Source organism: Paraburkholderia sp. MM5496-R1, assembly GCF_050436205.1.
GTDB classification, from domain to species: Bacteria; Pseudomonadota; Gammaproteobacteria; order Burkholderiales; family Burkholderiaceae; genus Paraburkholderia; species Paraburkholderia tuberum.
Window position 1 is genome coordinate 1,306,701 of the sequence record NZ_JBNDLT010000003.1, and the last position, 23,273, is coordinate 1,329,973.

A 23,273-nucleotide genomic window follows, 5' to 3' on the forward strand; every position below is an offset into this window, starting at 1 on the left:
ATAATCAAAAGTTTCTAGCGGTTTGTTTTTTCAAGGGTTTTCCTAGCAAAGGCGAAAGGCGATGCGATGGCAAAGACGACAGGCGGAAATCATGCAACGGGCTCACGCGCTAAAGAGCGCACCGGAAAAGTTACCGAAGCCAGGCTGACTGCATCCGCCAGAAGAACGTCTGTTGTCAGCGTTGCACCGGCTGCCGGGAAGAAGTCGTCGACCACTGCGGCCGCGCAGGCCGCACCGGTTCGGGCGGCGAAAGCTGTAGCACCGCCGGCTGCCAAGCGGGCGGGTGTCAGAAGCGCAAGGGAAGCGGCTGCCGTTCAGGACGATGCGGTAGCGCGCGTGACTTCAGTATCCACGGTTCAACCGGCTGTTGTCCAACAGCCGGGGGTCGAGACTACAGCCGGTACGGCGAACTCCATGACGAAAAAGCTGAATGAAGTACCCGTCGATGACGATGCAACCCAGACCGAAGAAACCGCTGCTGCCGCACCGGGCAAGCCGGAGAAGGTCAAGGCTCGCGACCGTCGTGCAAAGGAAAAAGCGCTGCTGAAGGATGCGTTCGCGTCGTCGCAGCCTGGCACGGTGGAGGAACTCGAGGAGCGTCGCTCCAAGCTGCGCGCCCTGATCAAGCTCGGCAAGGAGCGCGGCTTCCTCACGTACGCTGAAATCAACGATCACCTGCCGGACAACTTCACCGAGACCGAGGCGATCGAAGGCATCATCAGCACGTTCAACGACATGGGCGTCGCGGTCTACGAACAGGCCCCGGACGCTGAAACGCTGCTGCTCAACGACAACGCGCCCGCGGCTTCGTCAGACGACGAAGTCGAAGAGGAAGCTGAAGTCGCGCTGTCCACCGTCGACTCCGAATTTGGCCGTACCACCGATCCCGTGCGTATGTACATGCGCGAAATGGGCACGGTCGAGCTGCTTACGCGTGAAGGCGAAATCGAAATCGCGAAGCGCATCGAAGACGGCCTGAAGCACATGGTGATGGCCATCTCCGCGTGCCCGACCACGATCGCCGACATTCTCGCGATGGCCGAGCGCGTCGCCAACGACGAAGCGCGCATCGACGAACTCGTCGACGGTCTGATCGACGTCGACGCGGCAGACGCCGACGGCTTCTCCGCGCAGGAGGCGGAAGCGATCGAGAATGAAGACGAGGAAGCCGAGGAAGAGGACGAAGAGGACGAGGAAGAAGACGATGGCGCGGCGCAAGCCACCGCCAACGCCGCGCAGCTCGAAGCGCTGCGGCGCGCGTCGCTCGAAAAATTCGCGTCGATCAGCGAATGGTTCGACAAGATGCGTCGCGCGTTCGAGAAGGAAGGCTACAAGTCCAAGTCGTATCTGAAGGCGCAGGAAACCATCCAGAACGAGCTGATGACGATCCGCTTCACCGCGCGTACCGTCGAGCGTCTGTGCGACACGCTGCGCGCGCAGGTGGATGAAGTGCGTCAGGTCGAGCGTCAGATCCTGCATACGGTCGTCGACAAGTGCGGCATGCCGCGTGCGGAATTCATCGCGCGTTTCCCGGGCAGCGAGACGGACCTCGAATGGGCCGACAAGATCGTCGCCGAAGGTCACGGGTATAGCGCGATCCTCACGCGCAACATTCCGGCGATCCGCGAACAGCAGCAACGTCTGCTCGATCTGCAGGCGCGCGTGGTGCTGCCGCTGAAGGACCTGAAGGAAACCAACCGTCAGATGGCGGCCGGCGAGCTTAAGGCGCGCCAGGCGAAGCGCGAAATGACCGAGGCCAACCTGCGTCTCGTGATCTCGATCGCGAAGAAGTACACGAACCGCGGTCTGCAGTTCCTCGACCTGATTCAGGAAGGCAACATCGGCCTGATGAAGGCGGTGGACAAGTTCGAATACCGTCGTGGCTACAAGTTCTCCACGTATGCGACGTGGTGGATCCGCCAGGCCATTACGCGTTCGATCGCCGACCAGGCGCGCACGATCCGGATTCCGGTTCACATGATCGAAACGATCAACAAGATGAACCGCATCTCGCGTCAGATCCTGCAGGAAACCGGTCTCGAGCCGGATCCGGCGACGCTGGCCGAGAAGATGGAAATGCCGGAAGACAAGATCCGCAAGATCATGAAGATCGCGAAGGAGCCGATCTCGATGGAAACGCCGATCGGTGACGACGACGATTCTCATCTGGGCGACTTCATCGAAGATACGAACACGGTCGCCCCGGCGGATGCGGCGTTGCACGCGAGTATGCGCGACGTCGTGAAGGACGTGCTCGATTCGCTGACGCCGCGCGAAGCGAAGGTGTTGCGCATGCGTTTCGGTATCGAGATGAGCACGGATCACACGCTCGAAGAAGTCGGTAAGCAGTTCGACGTGACGCGTGAGCGAATTCGTCAGATCGAGGCGAAGGCGCTGCGCAAGCTGCGTCATCCGAGCCGTTCGGACAAGCTGAAGTCATTCCTCGAAGGGAATTGACGGCGACGGCCGCGGTTGGCCGCAAATGATGCGATCAAAGGGGGGCCTCCCGGTCGTTTCGCCGAAGCGAAGCGGTTGCGGAGGCTCCTTTTTCGTGTAGTATGTCGGCCAATCGACGAAACGGGCCCGGCCTTCACGACCGGGTCTTTTTTCTTGGGCTGGACGCCGTGTTGGTTGCAGGCAGTGGACTCATAATCCACCTCCGAAAGGACATCGTGGGTTCGAACCCCACCCGGCCCACCAAAGTATCGAAAAAAGGGTTCCGAATTCCGGAACCCTTTTTTGTTTTTGGGCGGCCTTCGGCTGCCTCGGCTGGGCGACCCAGTGCCCAGCCTCAACCCCGGCGAGCCGCGTCCGTTGCCCCACACACCACCCGACACCGACCCGCTCGCGCCGGGCCTCGCCGGCGGACGAGGAGGCGCTTAAGCGCGCTCCGCGCCAACCATAAGCGGTGATCACGCGTAATCAGGGAAACTCCGTGTAAAAGCGGGCGCAACCCCGCCATTAATTGAATGCGGAAGGCTTGTTGATGCATGCCGTCCGCTTTCAGCGCGGGTCTTGTCACGCGGCGGTCGGCGTCGCAATTCACCTCCGGGCAACGCCCGTGCTGAAGGCTTTTTCGAAGCGCGCGCGCATCTTATAAAGACGTGACAGAGGGTGCTCACTAAAGCGAGAAATCAGAAGACCGCCGCAATGGCAGTGTCTCAATAGTGAATGCTGATTCGACGCGGTGGGCTGGGACCGTTGCGCCGCCCGGGGGCGGCAGCGATTGCTTGCGTCGGTCAATAAAGATTAGGTGAATGAGCCGTCTTGGTGATTCGACGAGTTAATCGCCCCGCCGGAAACCATTAATTGGCGGGTGCGCGAGGATGACTGCATTTAACTCTATTAAGTTCCGGCGCTCCAAAAATAAATCTCAAACGACGCGGAAAACCGTCACTTCAACCATTTGATTACAAAAATATCGGCCGGTCTTTTCGTCAATTTGCTCCGACCCGATTACGTCACGCGTATTAAAGCACTGTTGCAAACGCGCAACTCAGGATATTGAGGCGTTGCAAATTCGTTTTGGCTGGAGCTGTCGATCCGGCCCCTCGATCTTGCAATAAACGGTGGAAAAACAAGAAGTTATCCCCATCGGCTCTAACATTGTTGCGAATTTCGAAAGATCCTGTTGCGGGAATTGCCTGCGTCGGTACCAGGGTGTCCCCCTACACTCACGCTTCGCTTCAAGGGTGCCCGGTCGATCCCCACGGTTCGGCCAAGCGGGCGGCGGCAAATGCGATGCATCGGCTGCTGAAGCAGGTCCTGCTCCCCGTATAAATTTTTCGAATTGGAGTTCCCATGAAAAAGAGTCTCATCGTCGTTTCGGCTGCCGCATCGTTCGCTTCGGTCGCTCACGCACAAAGCAGCGTGACCCTGTACGGTCTGCTCGACGCAGGTCTGACGTACACCAGCAACGTTGCCCACAACTCCAAGTGGGCAGCAGGTAGCGGCGGCATCAACCAGAGCATGTTCGGCCTGCGTGGTTCGGAAGATCTGGGCGGCGGTCTGAAGGCAATCTTCACGTTGGAAAGCGGCTTCAACATCAACAACGGCAAGTACGCTAACAACAACGGCATGTTCAACCGCCAGGCCTTCGTCGGTCTGTCGAGCTCGCAATTCGGTACGGTCACGCTGGGTCGCCAGTACGACGCAGCGCAGGACTACCTCGCACCGCTGACCGCAACGGGCAGCTGGGGCGGCACGTACTTCGCGCACCCGTTCAACAACGACAACCTGAACACCAACGGTGGTCTGTCGGTCAACAACTCGGTCAAGTACTCGAGCGCTAACTACGCTGGCTTCACGTTCGGCGGCACGTACGGCTTCTCGAACCAGGCTGGTGGCTTCGCAAACAACCGTCAGTACAGCTTGGGCGCCGCATACCAGTGGCAAGGCCTGCACCTCGGTGCTGCCTACGCTCAGCAAAACAACCCGGCTGCTAACGCAAGCGGCGCATCGGACGGCGTTCTGGCGAACACCGCGGGCGTGCTGCAAGGCGATTTCCGTCAGCGTCAGTTCGGCGCAGGCGCTTCGTACGGCTTCGGCCCGGCGCTGGTTGGCGTGGCATGGACGCAATCGCGCGTCGACAACCTGGTTGGTGAAGCTCCTGGTCAGCGTCAAGGCCACACCAACAACTACGAAATCAACGGCAAGTACAACGTGACCCCGGCTATGGCTCTCGGCGTCGCGTACACGTTCACCGACGCGCGCGGCTACGGCATCAACGCCGACGGTAACGACATGAAGACCCGTTACCACCAGATCGGCCTGCAGGCTGACTACTCGCTGTCGCGTCGCACCGACGTCTACGCTCAGGCTGTGTACCAGCACGCAATGGGTGACGGCGGCGTGGCTTCGATCTACAGCGGCGACAACACGGTTCCGACCTCGTCGTCGAAGAACCAGACGGCTGCTACGGTCGGTCTGCGTCACCGCTTCTAAGCTTCAGCAGAAGCTGCCTGTAGTACAGAAAGGTGCCGTTCGCGGCACCTTTTTTTATGCGCGCGGCAGACCGGTGAGCCGGTTTCCGTATGCGAGGCGAAAAAAACGGGCGTCCCTGGGGACGCCCGTTTTGCCATGACGACGTGAAACGATTCAGAAAATTGTCCGCAAACCGAGCGCAACGCCGGTCTGGTTGTCGCGGGCCGGCAGTTCGACCGACGCCGCGCCCGACACCTTGTCGAAATCGACGGTGCCGTACACCTCGGTGCGCTTCGACAGCGCGTACTCTGCCAGTGCGACGAACGTGTAGCGATAGCCACTGCCGAGCTGACCAGCGCCGATCGCCGCGTTCGACATGTGGTCGTAGTACGCGGCGCCCGTCAGCGTCAGCGCGCGCATGGCCTGCCACCTGACGCCGGCGAACGGGCCGTTGTCGATGCGGCCCGAGCCCTTGACGATATCGACGCCCGGCACGAGCGTCTGCTGCGCGAGCGCGCTGTCGACGAAGCCGGTGTCGTCGTTCGAATGCAGATAGCCGACGTACAGCTTCGTCGAGCTGAACGCATAGACCGCGTTCGCGTTGAAGATGGTCTGCTTGTGATTGCTGTTGTCGCTGTTCTGCTGCACGCCGGCCGCGACCGACAGCGGACCCGCCGCGTACGACAGCGTGAAGCCGTACATGTTGCCCGCGCCGAGATGGCCTGGCACCTGGCCCGAGAAGCCGCCGTCGCCGGTCGATTCCGAGTTCGTGCCGATGAGTACATCGCGGCCACCGTCAGGCCTTTGAACGTGCCCGTGTACCTGATCGCGTTATCGGCGTAAACCCCCGCGCCGAGCGCGCCAGGCAGCCACGAGTTCTCGTTGTAGTTGCCGACCGTGAGCGGGTCGTAGGTGTCGCCGAGCAGAGGTCTTCCGAGCCGCGCAGACCCCAGCGGCTGTTGGTGATCGCGCCGTTCCTGTGACAAAAGTTGACTTTCTCCCAGGCAAGCTGCGAGTAGTCTCGAGCGAATTGACGTATCGACACGACTTTCGGAGCGACGCCAGCACGCGTTTTACGCGCGCGCTTTCACGCATGAATAGTCCATCTTGCGAATCCATCGAGACCTCGCCAGTCGTTCAGGAGCTGACCGACGAGCAATGGCAGCGGGTCGCGCCGCTGTTACCTGAAACCTTGCATGATGACGGCCCGCGCCGTGGTCGTCCGCCGATCGAAATTCGCCACGTGCTCAACAGCGTGATGTGGGTGCTGCACGCGCGCGCGCCGTGGAGCGCAATGCCCGAGCACTACGTCCCGTACCAGACCGCGCATCGCTACTATCTGCGCTGGAAAAAAACGGGCGTGTTGAGCGCGATCATGCTCGCGCTGTTCAAGACCGACGACGCTCTCGAAACGCGCGCGACGCGCAAGGGCGGCGTGCGCGCCGGGTAGCGAGCGCCAGTCGCGTCGCTAGATCTGTTCCCGCCCGTACGCGGCCAGCCGCTCGAGATCGAGCACCTCGATCCGGTTATACGACAGTCGCAAAATCCGCAGCTTCTCGAGGTTCTGCAGCGCCTGATTGATGCGCTGCCGCGACACTCCCGCGAGCAGACCGACTTCTTCCTGTGAAATCGCCAGTGTGCGACCCGTGTCCGGATACAGATCCGGATTGAACAGCTGCGCGAGCGATTGCGCGACGCGTGCGTCCACGTCTAGCAGCCGGGTGTTCTGGATCGACGCGATGAATTCCCCCATCCGGTTGTTCAATTGCCGGATCACGAAGCCCGTGAACGGCAGACTCGATTCGAGCAACGCATGGAAGGTCGCGGACGGCACGAACATCACGAGCGACGGCTGGATCGCGGCCACGTCGTATATGCGCAATTCGCGCTTGATCACGCTGCCTTCGCCGAACCAGCCGCCCGGCGGCACGCCCGACAGCGTGCAGCTGCGGCCCGACGCGTTGTAGATAGCGAGCCTGATGAGCCCCGAGTGCACGCCGATCCAATAGTCGGACGGTTGCTGGCGGCGGGCGATCCACGCACCGCCTTCAAAGTGCTCGGCGTGTGCGCTGGCGAGCACCATCGCCTGATGATCGGCGGCGAGCGCGCGAAACCACGCGCACGCGACGAACAATCGCGCCACTCTGTCATTTGAATGACAGACAGTTCATGACGACAATTGCTAGGCTAGGCCCTGGTTCATTCACAGAACACGGTCAACAATCGGCGGCGCGGCTCGCGCCTCAGGAGACGAAGCAATGACACAGCACATGTTCGACGAAGGCCTCGGGCGGCGCGAGGCCAATTATGTCCCGTTGACGCCGATCGATTTCCTCGTGCGCGCAGCGCAAGTGTATGGCGAGCGGCTCGCGATCGTCCATGGGGAGATCCGCCGCAACTGGCGCGAGACCTACGAGCGTGCGCGGCGGCTCGCCAGCGCGCTGCACGAGGCCGGCATCGGCCGCGGCGACACGGTCGCCGCGCTGCTGCCGAACATCCCGCCGATGGTCGAGGCGCACTTCGGCGTGCCGATGGCCGGCGCCGTGCTGAATACACTGAACACGCGGCTCGACGTCGCGACGCTGCTGTTCATGCTGCGCCACGGTGAGGCGAAGGCGCTGATCGTCGACACCGAATACGGCGAGTTCGCGCATCGCGCGGCGCTAGAATTCCCGGAGCTCCGCGTGATCAGCGTGGCCGACGCGCAGCCCGCCGACGCCGCGCAGTTCATGCGCGCGACGGACTACGAGCAGTTCCTGCAAACCGGCGACCCTTCCTTCGAGTGGACTCCGCCCGCGGACGAATGGGACGCGATCGCGCTGAACTACACATCGGGCACGACCGGTGACCCGAAGGGCGTCGTCTACCATCACCGTGGCGCGTATCTGAACGCGCTGAGCAACATCCTCGAATGGGACATGCCGAAGCACGCGGTCTATCTGTGGACGCTGCCGTTGTTCCACTGCAACGGCTGGTGCTTTCCGTGGACGGTGGCCGCCCGCGCGGGCGTCAACGTCTGTCTGCGCAAGTTCGACGCGAAGATCGTGTTCGAATTGATTCGTCGCGAACACATCACGCATTACTGCGGAGCGCCGATCGTACAGAGTTCGCTCGTGAATGCGCCGGCCGAATGGCGCGGGGGCATCACGCATCGCGTGTCGACGATGGTCGCGGGCGCCCCGCCGCCGCCCGCGGTGATCGCGAAGATGAAGCAGATCGGCTTCGATCTGACGCACGTGTACGGGCTCACCGAAACCTACGGGCCGGCGGCTGTCTGCGCAAAGCAGGACGAATGGGACGCGCTCGACGATCAAATCCGCGCCGACCTGACCGCGCGCCAGGGCGTGCGTTATCACCTGCAGGCGGCGGTCGCGGTGCTCGATGCGGACACGCTCGCGCCGGTGCCGGACGACGGCGAAACGATCGGCGAGATCATGTTTCGCGGCAACATCTGCATGAAGGGCTATCTGAAGAACGAGCGCGCGACCGAAGCGGCTTTCAAAGGCGGCTGGTTCCATACCGGCGATCTCGGCGTGCGCTCGGCCGACGGCTATATCCGCATCCGCGACCGCAGCAAGGACATTATCATTTCCGGCGGAGAGAACATTTCGAGCATCGAGGTCGAGGACACGCTGTACCGGCATCCCGCGGTGTCGGTGGCGGCGGTGGTCGCGATGGCCGATCCGAAGTGGGGCGAGGTGCCGTGCGCGTTCATCGAGTTGAAGGAAGGCGCGCAGGCGACCGAGGAGGAAATCATCGCGCACTGCCGGCTGTTTCTGGCCGGCTACAAGTTGCCGAAGGCGGTGCGCTTTGGCGAGTTGCCCAAGACGTCGACGGGGAAGATCCAGAAGTTCGAGTTGCGCGCGCGGATCAAGGCGGAGGGAAAAGGGTAACGCGCCGCGATTACCGCTGATTCAGGGCGGCGCGAGTGGCGCGCATCGAGTCACGACGGTGCGCGCCGCTTCGGGTTGCCGTCAAATTCCCACCTTGTGCGCGTTAAAAATCAGCCGCAGGCCCAGCGCGGTCACCGCGCTCGCGGCGATGCGATCGATCCACCCCTTCCAGCGCAGATAGATTTCGCGCGGCCGTTGGCTCGAAAAGCACAGTGCGACGATCGTGTACCAGCCCGCCTCGATCGCGAAGATCGCCGGCGGCAGCGCGAAATAGCACCACACCGGCGGATGCTGCGGCAGCAGCGCAGCGAAGATACTGCCGTAATAGACAGCCGTTTTCGGATTGCTGAGCTGCGTGCTCAAGCCGATCCAGAACGACTTGCGCGGATTGCCGCCGCTGCCGGTTCGCGTTTCGCTGAACGCGAGCGGCTTCGCGGCGCCGCGCCAGATTTTCGACGCCAGATAGACCAGGTAGACGCCCGCCGGCCACTTTCAGCCCGACGTAGAGCCATTCGACCGTCGCGAGCAGCGTATAGAGCCCGAGCAGCGCGATGCCGCTAAAAAACACACCGCCGATACCCATGCCGAGCGCTGTCGCGAGACCGTCGCCGCGCGACAGACCGATCGCATTGCGCGCGACGATGACGAAGCTGGGCCCCGGACTCATCGCGCCCAATAGCAGCGCGGCGAGGATCGTGAGGATGGCGGTCGAGGCGGGCATGGTCGTGTCTCCTGATGTCGGGCCGATGCCAGATGTTCTGGCGAATACAGAGTCTCGCATTGTCCGCCAGTCGCGCGGCGGAAGCCACGAATACCGAAAACTCGGAAGTCGCGCAATCAGTGAAATTAGAAAAAGTTCTTTGCTGCGGCCCAAATACATCGAATGCTAGAATGACTTTCCATACGCGGAAGCTCCCTCGTCACGACGAGGCGACGCACGACGCGAAACACGGGCGCAATTCGAGCCACGCCGATTTTTCGAGTAGCCGATTCGCTTGATTCCAGCGCTTCAACTCAGGCGCTTTACTTCAGGCGCTTTAATTCAGGATCTGACAGGCATCTCTTGCAAACGCGGGTTTTCACGCATTTGCATGGATCGCGTGAATTCGTCGAATTGCTTCCATTCAAATTGAATTACGCACGAGCCTCGCGTTGCTATGCGAGTTGCCCGTTTGTCTAATGCCAGCAAGAGCTGCGACACCAATACGTTATGAAACAACGAGAAGGACAACAACGCCTGTTCGAACGCGACGAGAGCCTGCGCGAGCGCATGATCGCGTGGATCCGCCGACGCATGGACGACCACGGCATCACATTCGAAGCGCTGGCCGAATCGCTCGAAGCCGATGCGAACGCCGTGGCCGCGGTGCTGTATCGCGACGCATTCGGTAACACGTGGGACGGTCGCGGCGATAAACCGGCATGGCTCGCGCGCGCGATTCACGCCGGACAAAGCATCGATCATTTCCGCTGCTGAACGCGCGCAGGCGCACCGCGAAACGCCCGCGCGAAAAAAAGCCCGCGCAAGGCGGGCTCGATCTTTACTGCTCGGAGTCTCGCGACGAATCGCGCATCACAGGTCGAAAAACACGGTTTCCTGATCGCCCTGCATGTGGATGTCGAAGCGATACAGGTTGGCCGTACCGGCAACGCGGCGCGCGATCAGCGTATTACGGCGCTCGGCCGGCACCGACGCCAGCACGGTGTCCTGCTCGTTCGCCTGCGCTTCGTCCTCGAAATAGATGCGCGTGAACGTGTGCAGTAGCATGCCGCGCATCGTCAGGATTACGTCGATGTGCGGCGCTTCGTCGGGATTCGCGCGGCCCGGCTTCACCGTCTCGACGATGAAACGCTTGTGCGGATCCGTGCCCGTACCGACGCGCGCAAAGCCGTGAAAGCCGGTCTTCAAAATTTCTTCGCGCGATTCCGGATAGTGGCCGTTCGAGTCGACTTGCGACATCTCGATCATCGCGTCGCCGATCACCTTGCCGTCGCCGTCGAACACCTGACCCACGATCGTGATGTGCTCGCCGGCCGCTTCCATGTCGGCCAGAACGTTCGTGAACAGGCTCTTGAAGTCGAAATCGTATTGCTGCGGGCAAAGACCGTAGGCGAAGTACGGACCAACGGTTTGCGAAGGCGTTTGCTTGAGAGTCGTCATGGCTTAGCGCTCCATCGGGGTTTCGTTCGGGCCGCGCAGCACGATGTCGAAATCGTAGCCGAGCGCGTAGGCCTCTTGCGTGGTGTCGAGCGAGAACTTCGAGACCATGCGCTCACGGGCGTGCTCGGGCGTGCCCTGGTAGATCGGGTCGAATGCGAGCAGCGGATCGCCGGGAAAGTACATCTGCGTGACGAGACGCGAGCCGAAGTGGTCGCCGAACAGCGAGAAATGGATGTGCTGCGGACGCCAGGCGTTCGGATGGTTGCCCCACGGATACGCGCCCGGCTTGATGGTCATGAAGCGGTAACGGCCTTCGTTGTCGGTGATGCAGCGGCCCGCGCCGAGGAAGTTCGGGTCGAGCGGCGCGTCGTGCTGGTCGGCCTTGTGCACATAGCGGCCGGCGGCGTTCGCTTGCCAGACTTCCACCAGTGTGTTGCGCACCGGGCGGCCGCCTTCGTCGAGCACACGGCCCGTCACGATGATGCGCTCGCCGAGCGGTTCGCCATTGCGCACCGCGTTGCGGGTCAGGTCGCTGTCGAGCGGGTCGAGGTCGTCGGTGCCGTAGACCGGCACGCGCTGGTCCCGCAGCCGTTCCTTCAGCGGAATCAGCGGACGCGACGGACCGCGTTTGACCGACGAACCGTACGGCGGATAGATGTACTCGGGATGGGACGCGAAATCTCGCGGCGAAAGAATTGAATCTTCCATGAGGTGTCTCCGTTGGAGGAATCGGGGATGCGACGTTATGACTCGCACTTTATACAAAGCGTGCGGTTATGAAAAATGACGTTTTTGCCCGTTTCGTATAACCTTCCGTTATGCAACGCAGTCTCGCGGATAGCCGCGTCAAATTCCGTCATCTCCAGTGCTTTCTGGCCGTCGCGCAGTTCGGCAGCGTCCAGCGGGCGGCGGACAGTTTGTCCATCACGCAGCCGGCGGTATCGAAGACGGTCGCTGAGCTGGAGACCATTCTCGGCGTGAAGCTGTTCGAGCGTGGCCGTCACGGCGCAGTGCCGACGCGCGAGGGGCAGCTTTTCATGCCGCACGCGAGCGCCTGCGTGAGCGCGCTGCGCCAGGGCGTCGATCTGCTTGCGCGGGCCGAGGGCGCGGCCGCCGCGACGCTCGAAGTCGGTGTGCTGCCCACTGTCGCCGCGGTGCTGGTACCGCCCGTGCTGAGACAGTTCGCGACGCAGTGGCCGCGCGTGATCGTGCGCCTCGCGACCGGCGCAAATCCGGAATTGCTCGAACGCCTGAAAGCGGGGTCGATCGAATTCGCCATCGGCCGCCTCGCGGACCCGGAGCGGATGGTCGGCCTGAGTTTCGAGCAACTGTTTACCGAGCCGCTGATCGCGGTCGTGCGCGCCGGGCATCCGCTGGCGCAAGGGAAGGCCTTGCCCGCCACGTCGCTGGAGGAATTTCCGATCGTGCTGCCGCCGTTCGGCACGCTGATCCGCCAATCGGCCGAGAGCCTGCTCGGCGCGTGGGGCGTGCCGCCGTTGTCGGCGTTCGTCGAGGTGTTGTCGGTATCCACGGGGCGCGCGCTGACGCTCGAAAACGGCGCGGTGTGGTTCGTGCCGCAAAGCGCGGTCGAATACGAACTCGCGCACGGCATGCTGGTGCGCTTGCCGCTGCCGTTTGCGGGCACCGGCGAGCCGGTGGGGCTGATTCGTCGCTCGGATACGCAGCCGTCGACGGTGGGACGCGCGTTCATCGAGGCGGTGCGCGAGGTCGCGCGGGGCAGACGGTTGCGAACGCCCCGCGACCCGGTGTAAAAACACGGTGCGAAAGCCGCCACAGACCGTTGTTCCTGCGGCACGCCGCGTGCGCGCCACGAGCGAGCACGCACCACGCAGCCCCTCGCGAACGACCGGAACACTTCGCGCCGAACCCGGAAAGACCGGCCCCGCGTCGAAAGACCGTACAAGGAGATTGCCATGCCCAGCGACTTGCCCACTCCAGAGGCCGCGCAGCGCGCCGTATTGGCGCCGCAGCACAATCCGCTCGGCACGGCCGGCCTCGAGTTCGTCGAGTTCGCCGCGCGCGATCCGCAGGCGCTCGGCGAGACCTTCACGCGGCTCGGCTTCAAGGCGATCGCGCGTCATATCAGCAAGGATGTGACGCTGTATCGCCAGGGCGAGATGAATTTCCTGATCAACGCGGAGCCCGATTCGTTCGCAGCGCGCTACGCGGAAGAATACGGGGTCGGCATCTGCGCGATCGGGATTCGCGTCGCCGACGCACAGCGCGCGTTCGAACGCGCGGTGGAACTCGGCGCGTGGGCGTTCGAAGGCGAACGCCTCGGTGCCGGCGAACTGCTGATTCCGGCCATTCAAGGCATCGGCGATTCGCACATCTATTTCGTCGATCGTTGGCGCGGGCGAGGCGGTCAGCGCGGCGGCCTCGGCGATATCTCGATCTTCGACATCGACTTCCGGCCCATCGAAATCGACACGGCCGCAGCCGATCTGAATCACGCGGGCAGCGGCCTGATCGCGGTCGACCATCTGACGCAAACCGTTGGCGAAGGCCGCATGCAGGAGTGGATCGACTTCTATCGCGACCTGCTGAATTTCCGCGAGATCCACGAGCTGCACGCCAACTGGCATGTGTCGGCGGAATCGCGCGTGATGGTGTCGCCGTGCGGCGCGATCCGCGTGCCGCTGTACGAGGAAGGCACGGGCCGGACCAACCTGATGCACGAGTATTTGCCCGATCATCCCGGCGAAGGCGTGCAGCACATCGCGCTCGCCACCGACGACATCTTCGCGTGCGTCGAGCGTCTGCTCGCGAACGGCGTCGAATTCGTCGAGCCGCCGCCGCGCTACTACGAGCAGCTCGATGCACGTTTGCCGGGCCACGGGCTCGATGTCGAGCGACTGCGGCACACGCATGTGCTCGTAGATGGCGAGATCGGCGCGGACGGCGTGCCGCTGCTGTTTTTCCAGACCTTCGTGCGCCGCCGCGCCGGCGAGATTTTCTTCGAGATCGTGCAACGTCAGGGACATCATGGCTTCGGCGAAGGCAATCTCGCCGCATTGGCCCAGGCGCGCACCGGCAGCTGAACACTGCGCGTAGCCGCGTGCGTGATTGGATCACTCACGCATGCGGCTTTCGTCGCGTCACGCCCCCTCGGGCCTCTCCACCAACTCCGGATAAATCGCGCCGTATGCGGCGGCCTCGCGCAGCAGCCACTCGCGGAAACTCGCGAGCGGCTTGCCGTGACTCAACTCGGTCGGATAGACAAGGTAGTACGCCGCCTCGGCGAGCGCGGGTGTGTCGAACGGAATCACGAGACCGAACTGCTGCAACTGCGTGTCGACGAAAAAGCGCGGCACCAGCGCGATGCCGAGTCCGGCCGCGGCAGCGCTGATCAGCATCGTGTGCAGTTCGTAGCGCACGCCCTGCATCGTATGGTTTTCGTCGACGCCGAGATTCGAGAACCAGTTCGCCCAGCCGTCGGGTCGCGTCGTCGAATGCAGCAGCGGATAGTTGAGCAATTCGGCGACGTTGCGGACCGGCCGCTTCAGCAGACTCGCTGCGCAGACCGGCACCACTTCCTCGCGGAACAGAAAATCGGCCGACGTACCCGGCCACGTCGGCTTGCCGTAATGAATTGCCGCTTCGAAATGCGTCTCGGCGAACGGGAACGTCGCGGTACGCACGCCCATGTTCACGCGCACCTCGGGGTATTGTTCATTGAATGTGGCCATGCGCGGAATCAGCCATTGCGATGCGAACGTCGGCAATACCGCGAGTTCCAGATAGCCGCCGCCGCTGCCGTGCGCGATGATCGATAGCGTGTCGCGATCGAGGTGTTCGAGAGCGAGCGTCGCACCTGCGCGCTGTAGACCTTGCCCGCGCGCGTCAGCACCACGCGTTGCTTGACGCGCACGAACAGCCGCACGCCGAGATTGCTTTCGAGCGTATTGATCTGTCGCGACACCGCGCTTTCGGTGAGGAACAGTTCGCGCGCCGCATGCGTGAAGCTCTGGTGCCGCGCGGCGGCTTCGAACGCGAGCAGCGCGCCCATGTTGGGAATCTTGAACTTTCGCACGTTAATTCCAAAAACGCATCAAGTGGCGAGTTTATCTCGCTTTACGGGGCACAGCGCATTTCGAATAATCTCGCCCGTTATGAGGCGCTCGAGCAGCGCTCAACGTATAGCGTGGAGAAGCCGGATGCGAAACCTGAAGAATGCGAACGTCGAACAACTACTGGTGAAGCTGCTGGGCGCGCAGAAAGCCGCGCGCCTGTTTGCGACGCTGAATCATCCGCGTGTGTTGAACGAGTGGGAAAGCGGCAGCGTCACGCGCGCCGAAGTCGCACAGGCGATGAACATGGCGCTGTTCGACGATCTGCTCGCGCGCTCGGAAAACGGCCGCCGCTATACGGAGGAAACCGTCGCCGCCAGCGGCAGCGTGTACTTCGATCATGGCGCGCTGCGCACCGTGCGCTGGCCGCACAGCGGCGCGCTGCCGCCCGGCGAGGCCGCGTTCGCGCGCATCCTGCGGCCGCTCGGCTTTCGGATCAACGGCCGTTACCCGCTCGATCGTCTCGGCATGACCGGCCGCGCGTGGGCGCATGAGGACGCCGCCGACGAGATCGCGCAGTTCTTCGTCAGCGAACTGCACCCGGAGCGTTTTTCCGCGGCGTTCCAGCAGGCGGTGACGAACGTGATCGGTGCCTCGCGCGATCCGTTGACGCCGCGCGCCCATGGCCTCTTGTGGGAACTCGAACGCGATGGCGTGCTGCCGCTCGATGCGGCGCAGGAGTTGCTACCGGTGATCGTCGGTGCGTTCGCGCGTCAGCACGAGATGCCACACGAAGCCGATTACGAAGTATTGTTGAAGGAATCGGCGGAGATGGCGTGGATCGCGACCGAAGGTAACGCGTTCAATCACGCGACCGATCGCGTCGCGGACGTCTTCAAGCTGTCGGACGAACAGAAGGCGAAGGGTCGGCCGATGAAGCCCGAAGTCGAGCATTCGCGTTCCGGGCGCGTGTTCCAGACCGCGTATCGCGCGGATGTCGTGCAGCGTGAATTTCGCGCGGCCGACGGCGGCGTCGTCACGCGCGACGTGCCGGGCTCGTTCTTCGAATTCATTACGCGCAAGCGCAGTTTCGATCAGGACGCGCGCCGCTGGGAAACGGACCGGCGTTTCGACGCGGGCAACGCACAGGGCATCTTCCGGATGACCGCGAGCCAGGCGGCCTGAGCGCTGACGGCGGCGCGAGCGCCGGCATCGCAGACGAGGTGCGCAGTGGGGACGTCATTGTCATTGGATGAAGAGCGGCGGGTTGGCGCGCAGCGGGGCGCTTTGCATGAACCGCGTGTCGCCACGCCTTTCTCGGCCAGCGCGGAGCTATTGCAGGCGCTCGAAAGCGACCTGCGCCAGCACGTGCGCGGCGAGGTGCGATTCGATCAGGGTTCCAAAGCATTGTACGCATCGGATGCGTCGAACTATCGGCAAGTCCCGCTCGGTGTCGTGGTGCCGGCCGATATCGACGATCTGCTCGCAACGCTCGCCGCATGCCGTCGCAACGACGTGCCGTTTCTCGCGCGCGGTGGCGGCACGTCGCAGAACGGCCAATGCGTGAACGTCGCGGTCGTGGCCGACGCGAGCAAGTATCTGAACCGCGTCGTCTCGATCGATCCGCTTGCGGGCGTCGCGGTCGTCGAGCCGGGCGTGGTGTGCGACTCCTTGCGCGATGCCGCCGAACAGCACGGCCTCACGTTCGCACCCGATCCCGCCACGCATAGCCGCTGCACGCTCGGCGGCATGATCGCGAACAACTCGTGCGGCGCGCATTCGGTGATGGCCGGTAAGACCGTCGAGAACATCGAAGCGCTCGAAATCGCGACCTTCGACGGCGCGCGTTTCTGGGTCGGCCCGACCTCCGGGGAAGAACTCGAACGCATCATCGCGGCGGGTGGCCGACAAGGCGAAATCTACGCGGCGCTCAAGCAACTGCGCGACACGTACGCCGAACGGATTCGCGCGAAATTCCCGCAGATCAAGCGGCGCGTGTCGGGCTTCAATCTCGATCAACTGCTGCCGGAAAACGGCTTGAACGTCGCGCGTGCGCTCGTCGGCAGCGAAGGCACGTGCGCGGTCACGTTGCAGGCCAAAGTGAGGCTCGTGAAGAGTCCGGCCAGGCGCGTGATCGTCGTGGTCGGCTTCACCGACATCTATACGGCGGCGGACGCGGTGCCGCATTTCATGCGCTGCGGGCCGATCGCAGTCGAGGGACTCGACCGCGCGATCATTCGCGGCTTGCAGGCGCGCGGCCTGAAGAAGGACGAGATCGCACTGCTGCCTGAAGGCGATGCGTGGGTCGTGCTCGAATTCGGTGCGGACACGCAGGACGAGGTGCTGCAAGAGGCACGCGACGCCGCCGCGTATTTCCAATCGGGCGCGGCTGGGCCGCAAATCTCGACGATGCTCGTCGAAGATCGCGCCTTGCAGGCGAAAGTGTGGTCGATTCGCGAGACGGGGGCGTCGGCGGTCGCGTTGTCAGTGGATCGCGACAAGCCCGATCCGGTGGTCGGCTGGGAAGACGCGGCGGTCGATCCGCTGCGGCTCGGCGATTATCTGCGCGCTTTTCAGGCGCTCGTCGATCGCCATGGCTACGAGACGAGCCTGTACGGCCATTTCGGCGACGGCTGCGTGCACGCGCGCATCACGTTCGATCTGCGCAGCGCGGAAGGTATCGCGAGGTGGCGCGGGTTCTTGCGCGAAGCGGCGGAACTGGTGGTCGAATTCGGCGGCTCGCTGTCGGGCGAACACGGCGATGGCCAGGCGAAGGCCGAGTTTCTGCCGATCATGTACGGCCCCGAGCTGATGCAGGCGATGGAGCAGTTCAAGGCGATCTGGGACCCGGCGAATCGTCTGAATCCGGGCAAAGTCGTGCATGCATACCGCGCCGACGAAAACCTGCGCATGGGCCCTGCGTACAAGCCGGTGACGCTGCATACGAGGCTCGCGTTCGCGAGCCAGGAGGGCGACGGCTTTCAGCGTGCGATCGAACGCTGCATCGGCATGGGCAAATGCCGCTCGCTCGAAGGCGGCACGATGTGTCCGAGCTATCGCGGCACGCGCGAGGAAAAGTACTCGACCCGCGGGCGTGCGCATCTGTTCTGGGAAATGCTGCAAGGCGACGTGATCGCCGACGGCTGGAACAGCCGCGAAGTGAAAGAAGCGCTCGATACCTGCCTCGCATGCAAGGGCTGCAAGTCCGATTGCCCGACGCATACGGACATGGCGTCGTACAAGGCGGAGTTCCTTTCCCACTACTATGAGAACAATCGTCGGCCGCGTCAGGCGCTGTTCATGGGACGAATCGGCGAATGGGCACCGTGGGCCGCGCGTTTTCCGCGCGCGACGAACTTTCTGACGACGGCGCCCGGTTTGTCCGCGCTCGGCAAATGGATCGCGGGTGTGGCGCAGACGCGTGCGTTGCCGCGGTTCGCCGCTGCAACTTATCGACGGAGTGCGTCGTCGCAAGCATCCGCGATTCATGCGCTCGGCGGCGACGCAAAGAAGGTGATCCTGTGGGTCGATACATTCAACGACCACTTCACGCCCGAGATCGCGCAGGCCGCCGCTGAGGTGCTCACGCAACTCGGCTGGCACGTCGTGTTGCCGAAGAAACGTTTGTGTTGCGGGCGTCCGCTGTACGACTTCGGCCTGCTCGAACGCGCGCGCGAGCTGCTCACGCATATCGTCGACGACCTCGCGGACGACATCGCCGCCGGCATGCCGCTGGTCGGTCTGGAACCTGGCTGTCTATCGGTGTTCAAGGACGAGTTGCTGAAGCAACTCCCCGATCATGCGTTGGCGAAGAAGCTGTCCGCGCAAACATATCTGTTTGCCGATTTCGTCGCGCGTCAGCCGTTCGAGTGGCCGACGCTCGCGGCCGATGTGATCGTGCATGGCCATTGTCATCAGAAGGCGCTATTCGGCATGCAGGGCGACACGGCGTTGCTGAACAAGCTCGGCGTCAGATGGAAGCTGCTCGATACCGGCTGCTGCGGGATGGCGGGATCGTTCGGCTTCAACATCGAGCATCACGCGTTGTCGGAAAAGATCGGCGAGGACATGTTTGAGGCCGTGCGCGACGCTATGGCGGCGAATGCGGAAACGATCGTGCTGACCAACGGCTTCAGTTGTCGCGAGCAGATCGAGCACGGCACAGGGCGACACGCACTGCATATCGCGCAACTCGCGCAACGGGCGCTGGCGGCGCGCTGAGTGTGCGCGCACCGTGCAGGGCGCGCTATTTCTTCGCTGACTCGTTCGCGGCAGGCGGTGTATGCGGAAGGTCCGCATTGGTCGCCATCCACAACACTTCGGCGTCTTCCTCGCTGGTCGACACCGCCGCGTGACCCGTGCGGCTGTCGAAGTAGAGGCTGTCGCCCGTGTTCAGATGTGTCGGCGCGTACAGCTCCGAATAGAGGCACACGCTGCCGCTGATCACGTAGAGAAACTCCTCGCCTTCGTGGCGGCCCCAGTCGTCGAATGCGTCGAGCGTGTGCGCCGAGATGCGGATGCGAAACGGCAGCATCGCCTTGTGCGCCAGGTCGGTGGCGAGCAACTCCATCTGATAGCCGCGATAAGCGTGGCGCTGGCCTTCGTTCTTGCGCGTCAGCGCGCGCCGGCCGCTCGCGCTGACTTTCGGCGTCGAGCCGAACAGTTCGCCAATTTCGATCTTCAGGCCCAGCACGATTTTTTGCAGCACGTCGAACGTGGGGGACATCAGGCCGTTTTCGACCTTCGACAGCGTCGAGCGCGAGACACCGCACAGGCGGCTCGCGGTTTCGAGCGTCAGATCCTGCGCTTGACGGGCGGCGCGCACGCGCCGGCCGAGATCGGTGGAGGACGTGTCGGCGGATTTGGTGAGGTGGGTGTCCATGAGGCTTGCTGCTGGTCGGGTATGCGCTTGATCGGGCGAATAATGTTTCCGATCATAACATTTGGCGTGACGGGGGCCTTTGGGCGCCGACTCAGGCGTTCGTGCGCTTTTCTCATCGGAAACGTCGCGGCTTTTCCGATGAGTTCGACGCAGCGTGGCGATCTCAAGTTGATGAGGCGTCCTTTGCGCGGCGTTTTTCACGCGCTGCGATTGAAAAGCTCATTGAGCTGCGTGCCCGCCGTCGCGCCGGTGAAGTCGAAGCGGCCATCGGCCAGCGCCTGAGCGGCGTGCATGAAGCCACCCCACGCCGCGCGCGCGAGCCCGCCGCCGACGCTGATCCGCCGCGCGCCGAGCGCGGCCACGTCCTGCAACGTCAGGGTCGATGTCGAGCCGATCAGCAGATTGACGGGCTTCGGCGCGACGGCCGCGACCACCGCTTCGATCTGCTCGCGCGTCTGGATGCCGGGCGCATACAGGCAGTCGGCGCCCGCCGCCGCATAGGCCTTCAGACGCGCAATGGCATCGTCGAGATCGGGCCTGCCGGCGAAGAAATTCTCCGCGCGGCCGACGAGCAGCGTGTCGCCGCCGTGCTGATCGATCGCACGTCGCGCCGCGCTGAGCCGCTGCACGGCGACGTCGACCGGAAACAGCGGCGCGGCGGGGTTGCCGGTCGAGTCTTCGATCGACAGGCCCGCGACGCCCGTTTCCACCGCGAGCGTCACGCTCTCGGCGACTTCTTCCGGGTCGCGGCCGAAGCCGTTTTCGAAGTCGGCGTTGACCGGCAGATCGGTCGCGTCGACGATTGCGCGCAGGTGCGCGAGGATCGTTTCGCGCGGCAACGTGTTGTCCGCATGTCCGGTCGACCACGCAAAACCGGAACTCGTTGTCGCGAGCGCCTTGAAGCCGAGTGTATGCAGATAACGGGCGCTGCCCGCGTCCCACGGATTGGGCAGCACGAAACAGCCAGACGAGTGCAGCGCGCGGAAAGCGGCGCGTTTTTCAGCGGCGGTGCGGGGCATCGCATGTCTCCTTGGTGTGAGGGAGCGGCTCCCTCGTTGAAAGGAAAACGCCGGGCCAACTGTTGCGCAGGCGAATCGGCATTCACCAGGGGAAAGTCTATGTCCGTATCGAAACCGTGGTTGATGAAATGGGTGGCGACTTTCACAGACGTTTCCAATAATTCAAAATGACGACAGGCGAAGAAGCCGGTTCTGAGATGCGAAGGGCCGCGTGGGCAGTCGGCATTCGCGACGAGGTCATTTCCCCAAAGGAGGCACAACATGAACATCGCGACCCGGATGCGGTCGATCCCTGCCGTGTTGGTGCTCACGCTCGTTGGCTGCGCGGCGGGCGGCGGGAATGGCGGCGCGCAAACGCATCTGAGTGCAACGCAATGCCGCGATCTGACCGACCTCAGGAACAAGGCACCGGCCACGCACCAGCGGAGCATGAGCGAACTGACAGCGCTGCGGCAAGCGGGCTACCACCCTGAACGACGCTTTGATCCTGACTATCCGGCGAGTCTCGAGCGCGCGCAGAGGCAGGTGGACATCTGGTATCAGGCGGAATGCCCGCAGGCACGGGCTGGGTGAATCTGCCGCGGCGTCAGAATTGGCGGTACGTTGTTAATGCCGCATAAACGTAAAGAGCGGGCGCATGCCTTGAAAACATGCGCCCGCTTCATATCGGTTCGAAACGGCGAAAACCGCAAAGAGGGGAAAGGGCCGTTAACTCGAGAATCTTTCCTCGCTACGGACATTCGCTATACGTTCGGGACTCGTCACTGACCGTCCGGATTGACCCACATCGGATGATGGCCCGCTTGCGATGATCCGCCCATCGACGACCCATAGCCAGACGTGTCGCCTTGGCCCTTCGCGTTCATCGCGGAGACGCGTGCCTCGGCCGCCTGGATGTCCGCGGGATACTGGGCATCGAGCACGATGGCCGGGTTATAGCCAATCTGTTCGAGTTGCTGCACCTGTGCCTTGACTTCGGCCCGCGTGATCGGCTGTTCCGATTGCGCGAACGACGCGACCGGCGCAGCGATCAGGGCCGTAAGCGCAACTGCCTGGATAAGCGATTTCATGATGTTTCCCTCCGTAGTTGTCTATCCGGCACCGCAGCGATACCGGTGCCATAAGCGCAGTCTAGAGGGGGGTGAACTTGGGGAAAACCACTAGCCGACTAATTCAGTATTGCAAAGAACGGGTAGTCGGCGAGCTGTAATCTCGCCGTCGCGGGTTCTCGTAAAACAGCGCAAAAGCGGCCGTAAATCTGGTCACACACCTTTGCGCACATCGACGCGATAACTCGTGATTTGCCGATAAGTATCTCCGGGTCGCACGATCACTTCGTTCTGCCCGGTCATATTGACCTCGTTCGGGAAACCGCCCGCCTCGAGGCACAAGCCGGCGTGCCGTTGATAGCGAACACCGCCGCGTCCCGGGTTGCCGTTCAACGCGTTGCCCGTGTAAAACTGCAAGCCCCGCTGATCGGTCGCGACGGTCAGTTCGCGTCCGCTGCCCGGATCGTATGCCCAGGCGACTTCGCGCAGCGGCGGCGCGTGGCCCTCGTTGCCCTGCATCGCGTTTGCCGGCGCCTCGCGCAGCACATAGCAATGATCGAAGCCGCCGGCGCGCGCGAGTTGCGCGTGCGGCCAGTCGAGCCGGCCGCCGATCGGCGCGCTCTGCCGGAAGTCGAATGCGTTGCCCGCGACGTCGGCGAGCTTGCACGGAATCATCGTCGCGTCGACTTCGAAAAAGCGCTCGGCGTCGATCGACAGCACGTGGCCGCGAATGTCGGTGCCCGCGCGCCCGGTCAGGTTGAAGTACGGATGGCTCGTCAGATTGAGCGGCGTCGGCGCGTCGGTGATCGCTTCGTAGCCGATCGTCAGCGTGCCGTCGTCGTCGAGCGAATAGCGTACTTGCACCGTCACGTTGCCCGGAAAACCGGCATCGCCTTCGGGCGACTCGAGCCGCATCAGCAACGCGCCGTCGTCCTCGGCGACCTCCCACAACGCCCGATGAAAACCGACCGTGCCGCCGTGCAGCAGATTCGGACCTTCGTTGCGATCGAGCGTGTACTCGATGCCGTCGAGCGAAAAGCGCGCGCCCGCAATGCGATTCGCCCAGCGGCCGATCAGTCCGCCCATGTAGGTCGAGGCCGCCACGTATTCGGCGGGCGTGTCGTGACCGAGCAGAATATCGCCGAGACGTCCGGCGCGATCCGGTGCGTGCCACGAAACCAGCGTCGCGCCGAGGTCGCTGATGGCGACTTTCATGCCGTGCGCGTTGCGCAACGTGTAAAGCCGTACGCGATCGCCGCCCTGCAGCGTGCCCCACGGCTCGGAAGAGAGTTGTGCGATGCTGATCATGTGGTCA

At 63.2% G+C, this 23,273-nt stretch carries 16 protein-coding genes, 1 tRNA gene and 4 pseudogenes; 11 read left to right on the plus strand and 10 right to left on the minus strand.

The window, feature by feature from the left end; all coding sequences use genetic code 11:
* The first annotated feature begins 66 nt into the window (after positions 1–66).
* The 3 genes from rpoD to OKW38_RS32345 all read left to right on the plus strand — a co-directional run bounded on the left by rpoD (position 67) and on the right by OKW38_RS32345 (position 4,944).
* Positions 67–2,457: an RNA polymerase sigma factor RpoD gene (rpoD, locus tag OKW38_RS32335; RefSeq protein WP_090808422.1), complete on the plus strand. Its 2,391-nt coding sequence runs from the start codon at positions 67–69 to the stop codon at positions 2,455–2,457.
* Between the two features lie 155 nt (positions 2,458–2,612).
* Positions 2,613–2,700: transfer RNA gene (locus OKW38_RS32340), tRNA-Ile, on the plus strand.
* Positions 2,701–3,801: 1,101 nt separating this feature from the next.
* A complete protein-coding gene (locus tag OKW38_RS32345) occupies positions 3,802–4,944 on the plus strand; it encodes a porin (RefSeq protein ID WP_090808426.1) in 1,143 nt (380 codons plus the stop codon).
* A gap of 153 nt (positions 4,945–5,097) precedes the next feature.
* Here OKW38_RS32345 and OKW38_RS32350 read toward each other — a convergent pair.
* Positions 5,098–5,873: pseudogene (locus tag OKW38_RS32350) on the minus strand (porin); the annotation flags it as partial.
* Positions 5,874–6,016: 143 nt separating this feature from the next.
* Here OKW38_RS32350 and OKW38_RS32355 point away from each other — a divergent pair.
* Complete coding sequence (locus tag OKW38_RS32355; protein WP_429364914.1) at positions 6,017–6,373, plus strand: transposase; 357 nt, start codon at positions 6,017–6,019, stop codon at positions 6,371–6,373.
* An 18-nt stretch (positions 6,374–6,391) separates the two neighbouring features.
* On the opposite strand, the pseudogene OKW38_RS32360 reads toward OKW38_RS32355, so the two are convergent.
* A pseudogene (locus tag OKW38_RS32360) lies at positions 6,392–7,057 on the minus strand (Crp/Fnr family transcriptional regulator); the annotation flags it as partial.
* A gap of 124 nt (positions 7,058–7,181) precedes the next feature.
* Between OKW38_RS32360 and OKW38_RS32365 the strand changes: the two are divergent.
* Positions 7,182–8,816, plus strand: coding sequence for an acyl-CoA synthetase (locus OKW38_RS32365; protein WP_429364915.1), 1,635 nt, complete (start codon positions 7,182–7,184; stop codon positions 8,814–8,816).
* 81 nt (positions 8,817–8,897) lie between these two features.
* Here OKW38_RS32365 and OKW38_RS32370 read toward each other — a convergent pair.
* Positions 8,898–9,537, minus strand: a pseudogene (locus OKW38_RS32370) (LysE family translocator).
* A gap of 489 nt (positions 9,538–10,026) precedes the next feature.
* Here OKW38_RS32370 and OKW38_RS32375 point away from each other — a divergent pair.
* A complete protein-coding gene (locus tag OKW38_RS32375; RefSeq protein ID WP_187612158.1) occupies positions 10,027–10,293 on the plus strand; it encodes an H-NS family nucleoid-associated regulatory protein in 267 nt (88 codons plus the stop codon).
* A gap of 96 nt (positions 10,294–10,389) precedes the next feature.
* Here OKW38_RS32375 and pcaG read toward each other — a convergent pair whose 3' ends face one another.
* Both pcaG and pcaH read right to left on the minus strand, forming a co-directional pair.
* Positions 10,390–10,977 (minus strand): protocatechuate 3,4-dioxygenase subunit alpha, encoded by a 588-nt coding sequence (pcaG, locus tag OKW38_RS32380; RefSeq protein WP_429333041.1) that lies wholly within the window; start codon positions 10,975–10,977, stop codon positions 10,390–10,392.
* 3 nt (positions 10,978–10,980) lie between these two features.
* Complete coding sequence (pcaH, locus tag OKW38_RS32385; protein ID WP_090808441.1) at positions 10,981–11,685, minus strand: protocatechuate 3,4-dioxygenase subunit beta; 705 nt, start codon at positions 11,683–11,685, stop codon at positions 10,981–10,983.
* Positions 11,686–11,795: 110 nt separating this feature from the next.
* On the opposite strand from pcaH, the gene pcaQ reads away from it, so the two are divergent.
* On the plus strand, positions 11,796–12,749 hold the full coding sequence (pcaQ, locus tag OKW38_RS32390) for a pca operon transcription factor PcaQ (RefSeq protein WP_090808443.1): 954 nt from the start codon (positions 11,796–11,798) through the stop codon (positions 12,747–12,749).
* 162 nt (positions 12,750–12,911) lie between these two features.
* Positions 12,912–14,039, plus strand: a complete 1,128-nt coding sequence (locus OKW38_RS32395; protein WP_187612155.1) for a 4-hydroxyphenylpyruvate dioxygenase family protein — start codon at positions 12,912–12,914, stop codon at positions 14,037–14,039.
* Positions 14,040–14,096: 57 nt separating this feature from the next.
* On the opposite strand, the pseudogene OKW38_RS32400 reads toward OKW38_RS32395, so the two are convergent.
* Positions 14,097–15,031, minus strand: a pseudogene (locus OKW38_RS32400) (LysR substrate-binding domain-containing protein).
* Between the two features lie 124 nt (positions 15,032–15,155).
* Here OKW38_RS32400 and OKW38_RS32405 point away from each other — a divergent pair.
* On the plus strand, positions 15,156–16,193 hold the full coding sequence (locus OKW38_RS32405) for a DUF1338 domain-containing protein (protein ID WP_429364916.1): 1,038 nt from the start codon (positions 15,156–15,158) through the stop codon (positions 16,191–16,193).
* A 63-nt stretch (positions 16,194–16,256) separates the two neighbouring features.
* Complete coding sequence (locus tag OKW38_RS32410) at positions 16,257–19,229, plus strand: FAD-binding and (Fe-S)-binding domain-containing protein (RefSeq protein WP_429365557.1); 2,973 nt, start codon at positions 16,257–16,259, stop codon at positions 19,227–19,229.
* A 25-nt stretch (positions 19,230–19,254) separates the two neighbouring features.
* Here the strand turns inward: OKW38_RS32410 and OKW38_RS32415 are convergent, their stop codons facing one another.
* Together OKW38_RS32415 and OKW38_RS32420 are read right to left on the minus strand one after the other, a co-directional pair.
* Positions 19,255–19,890 carry a helix-turn-helix domain-containing protein gene (locus OKW38_RS32415; RefSeq protein WP_090808454.1) on the minus strand — a complete coding sequence of 212 codons (636 nt, stop codon included), beginning with the start codon at positions 19,888–19,890 and terminating at the stop codon, positions 19,255–19,257.
* Between the two features lie 197 nt (positions 19,891–20,087).
* On the minus strand, positions 20,088–20,909 hold the full coding sequence (locus OKW38_RS32420) for an isocitrate lyase/PEP mutase family protein (protein ID WP_429364917.1): 822 nt from the start codon (positions 20,907–20,909) through the stop codon (positions 20,088–20,090).
* Positions 20,910–21,170: 261 nt separating this feature from the next.
* Here OKW38_RS32420 and OKW38_RS32425 point away from each other — a divergent pair, with 261 nt between their 5' ends.
* Positions 21,171–21,482: a hypothetical protein gene (locus OKW38_RS32425; RefSeq protein ID WP_429333037.1), complete on the plus strand. Its 312-nt coding sequence runs from the start codon at positions 21,171–21,173 to the stop codon at positions 21,480–21,482.
* 188 nt (positions 21,483–21,670) lie between these two features.
* On the opposite strand, the gene OKW38_RS32430 is transcribed toward OKW38_RS32425, so the two are convergent.
* Together OKW38_RS32430 and OKW38_RS32435 are read right to left on the minus strand one after the other, a co-directional pair.
* On the minus strand, positions 21,671–21,979 hold the full coding sequence (locus OKW38_RS32430) for a DUF4148 domain-containing protein (protein WP_018424216.1): 309 nt from the start codon (positions 21,977–21,979) through the stop codon (positions 21,671–21,673).
* Between the two features lie 192 nt (positions 21,980–22,171).
* Positions 22,172–23,266 (minus strand): aldose epimerase family protein, encoded by a 1,095-nt coding sequence (locus OKW38_RS32435; protein WP_090808459.1) that lies wholly within the window; start codon positions 23,264–23,266, stop codon positions 22,172–22,174.
* Between the last annotated feature and the right edge of the window lie 7 nt (positions 23,267–23,273).

Bases quoted from the DNA above. Each gene is read 5' to 3' on its own strand.
- OKW38_RS32395 (WP_187612155.1), top strand. From the start codon at position 12,912: ATGCCCAGCGACTTGCCCACTCCAGAGGCCGCGCAGCGCGCCGTATTG.
- pcaG (WP_429333041.1), bottom strand. From the start codon at position 10,977: ATGACGACTCTCAAGCAAACGCCTTCGCAAACCGTTGGTCCGTACTTC.
- OKW38_RS32425 (WP_429333037.1), top strand. From the start codon at position 21,171: ATGAACATCGCGACCCGGATGCGGTCGATCCCTGCCGTGTTGGTGCTC.
- OKW38_RS32375 (WP_187612158.1), top strand. From the start codon at position 10,027: ATGAAACAACGAGAAGGACAACAACGCCTGTTCGAACGCGACGAGAGC.
- pcaH (WP_090808441.1), bottom strand. From the start codon at position 11,685: ATGGAAGATTCAATTCTTTCGCCGCGAGATTTCGCGTCCCATCCCGAG.
- OKW38_RS32420 (WP_429364917.1), bottom strand. From the start codon at position 20,909: ATGCCCCGCACCGCCGCTGAAAAACGCGCCGCTTTCCGCGCGCTGCAC.
- OKW38_RS32355 (WP_429364914.1), top strand. From the start codon at position 6,017: ATGAATAGTCCATCTTGCGAATCCATCGAGACCTCGCCAGTCGTTCAG.
- OKW38_RS32415 (WP_090808454.1), bottom strand. From the start codon at position 19,890: ATGGACACCCACCTCACCAAATCCGCCGACACGTCCTCCACCGATCTC.
- OKW38_RS32405 (WP_429364916.1), top strand. From the start codon at position 15,156: ATGCGAAACCTGAAGAATGCGAACGTCGAACAACTACTGGTGAAGCTG.
- OKW38_RS32430 (WP_018424216.1), bottom strand. From the start codon at position 21,979: ATGAAATCGCTTATCCAGGCAGTTGCGCTTACGGCCCTGATCGCTGCG.
- OKW38_RS32345 (WP_090808426.1), top strand. From the start codon at position 3,802: ATGAAAAAGAGTCTCATCGTCGTTTCGGCTGCCGCATCGTTCGCTTCG.
- OKW38_RS32365 (WP_429364915.1), top strand. From the start codon at position 7,182: ATGACACAGCACATGTTCGACGAAGGCCTCGGGCGGCGCGAGGCCAAT.
- rpoD (WP_090808422.1), top strand. From the start codon at position 67: ATGGCAAAGACGACAGGCGGAAATCATGCAACGGGCTCACGCGCTAAA.
- OKW38_RS32435 (WP_090808459.1), bottom strand. From the start codon at position 23,266: ATGATCAGCATCGCACAACTCTCTTCCGAGCCGTGGGGCACGCTGCAG.
- pcaQ (WP_090808443.1), top strand. From the start codon at position 11,796: ATGCAACGCAGTCTCGCGGATAGCCGCGTCAAATTCCGTCATCTCCAG.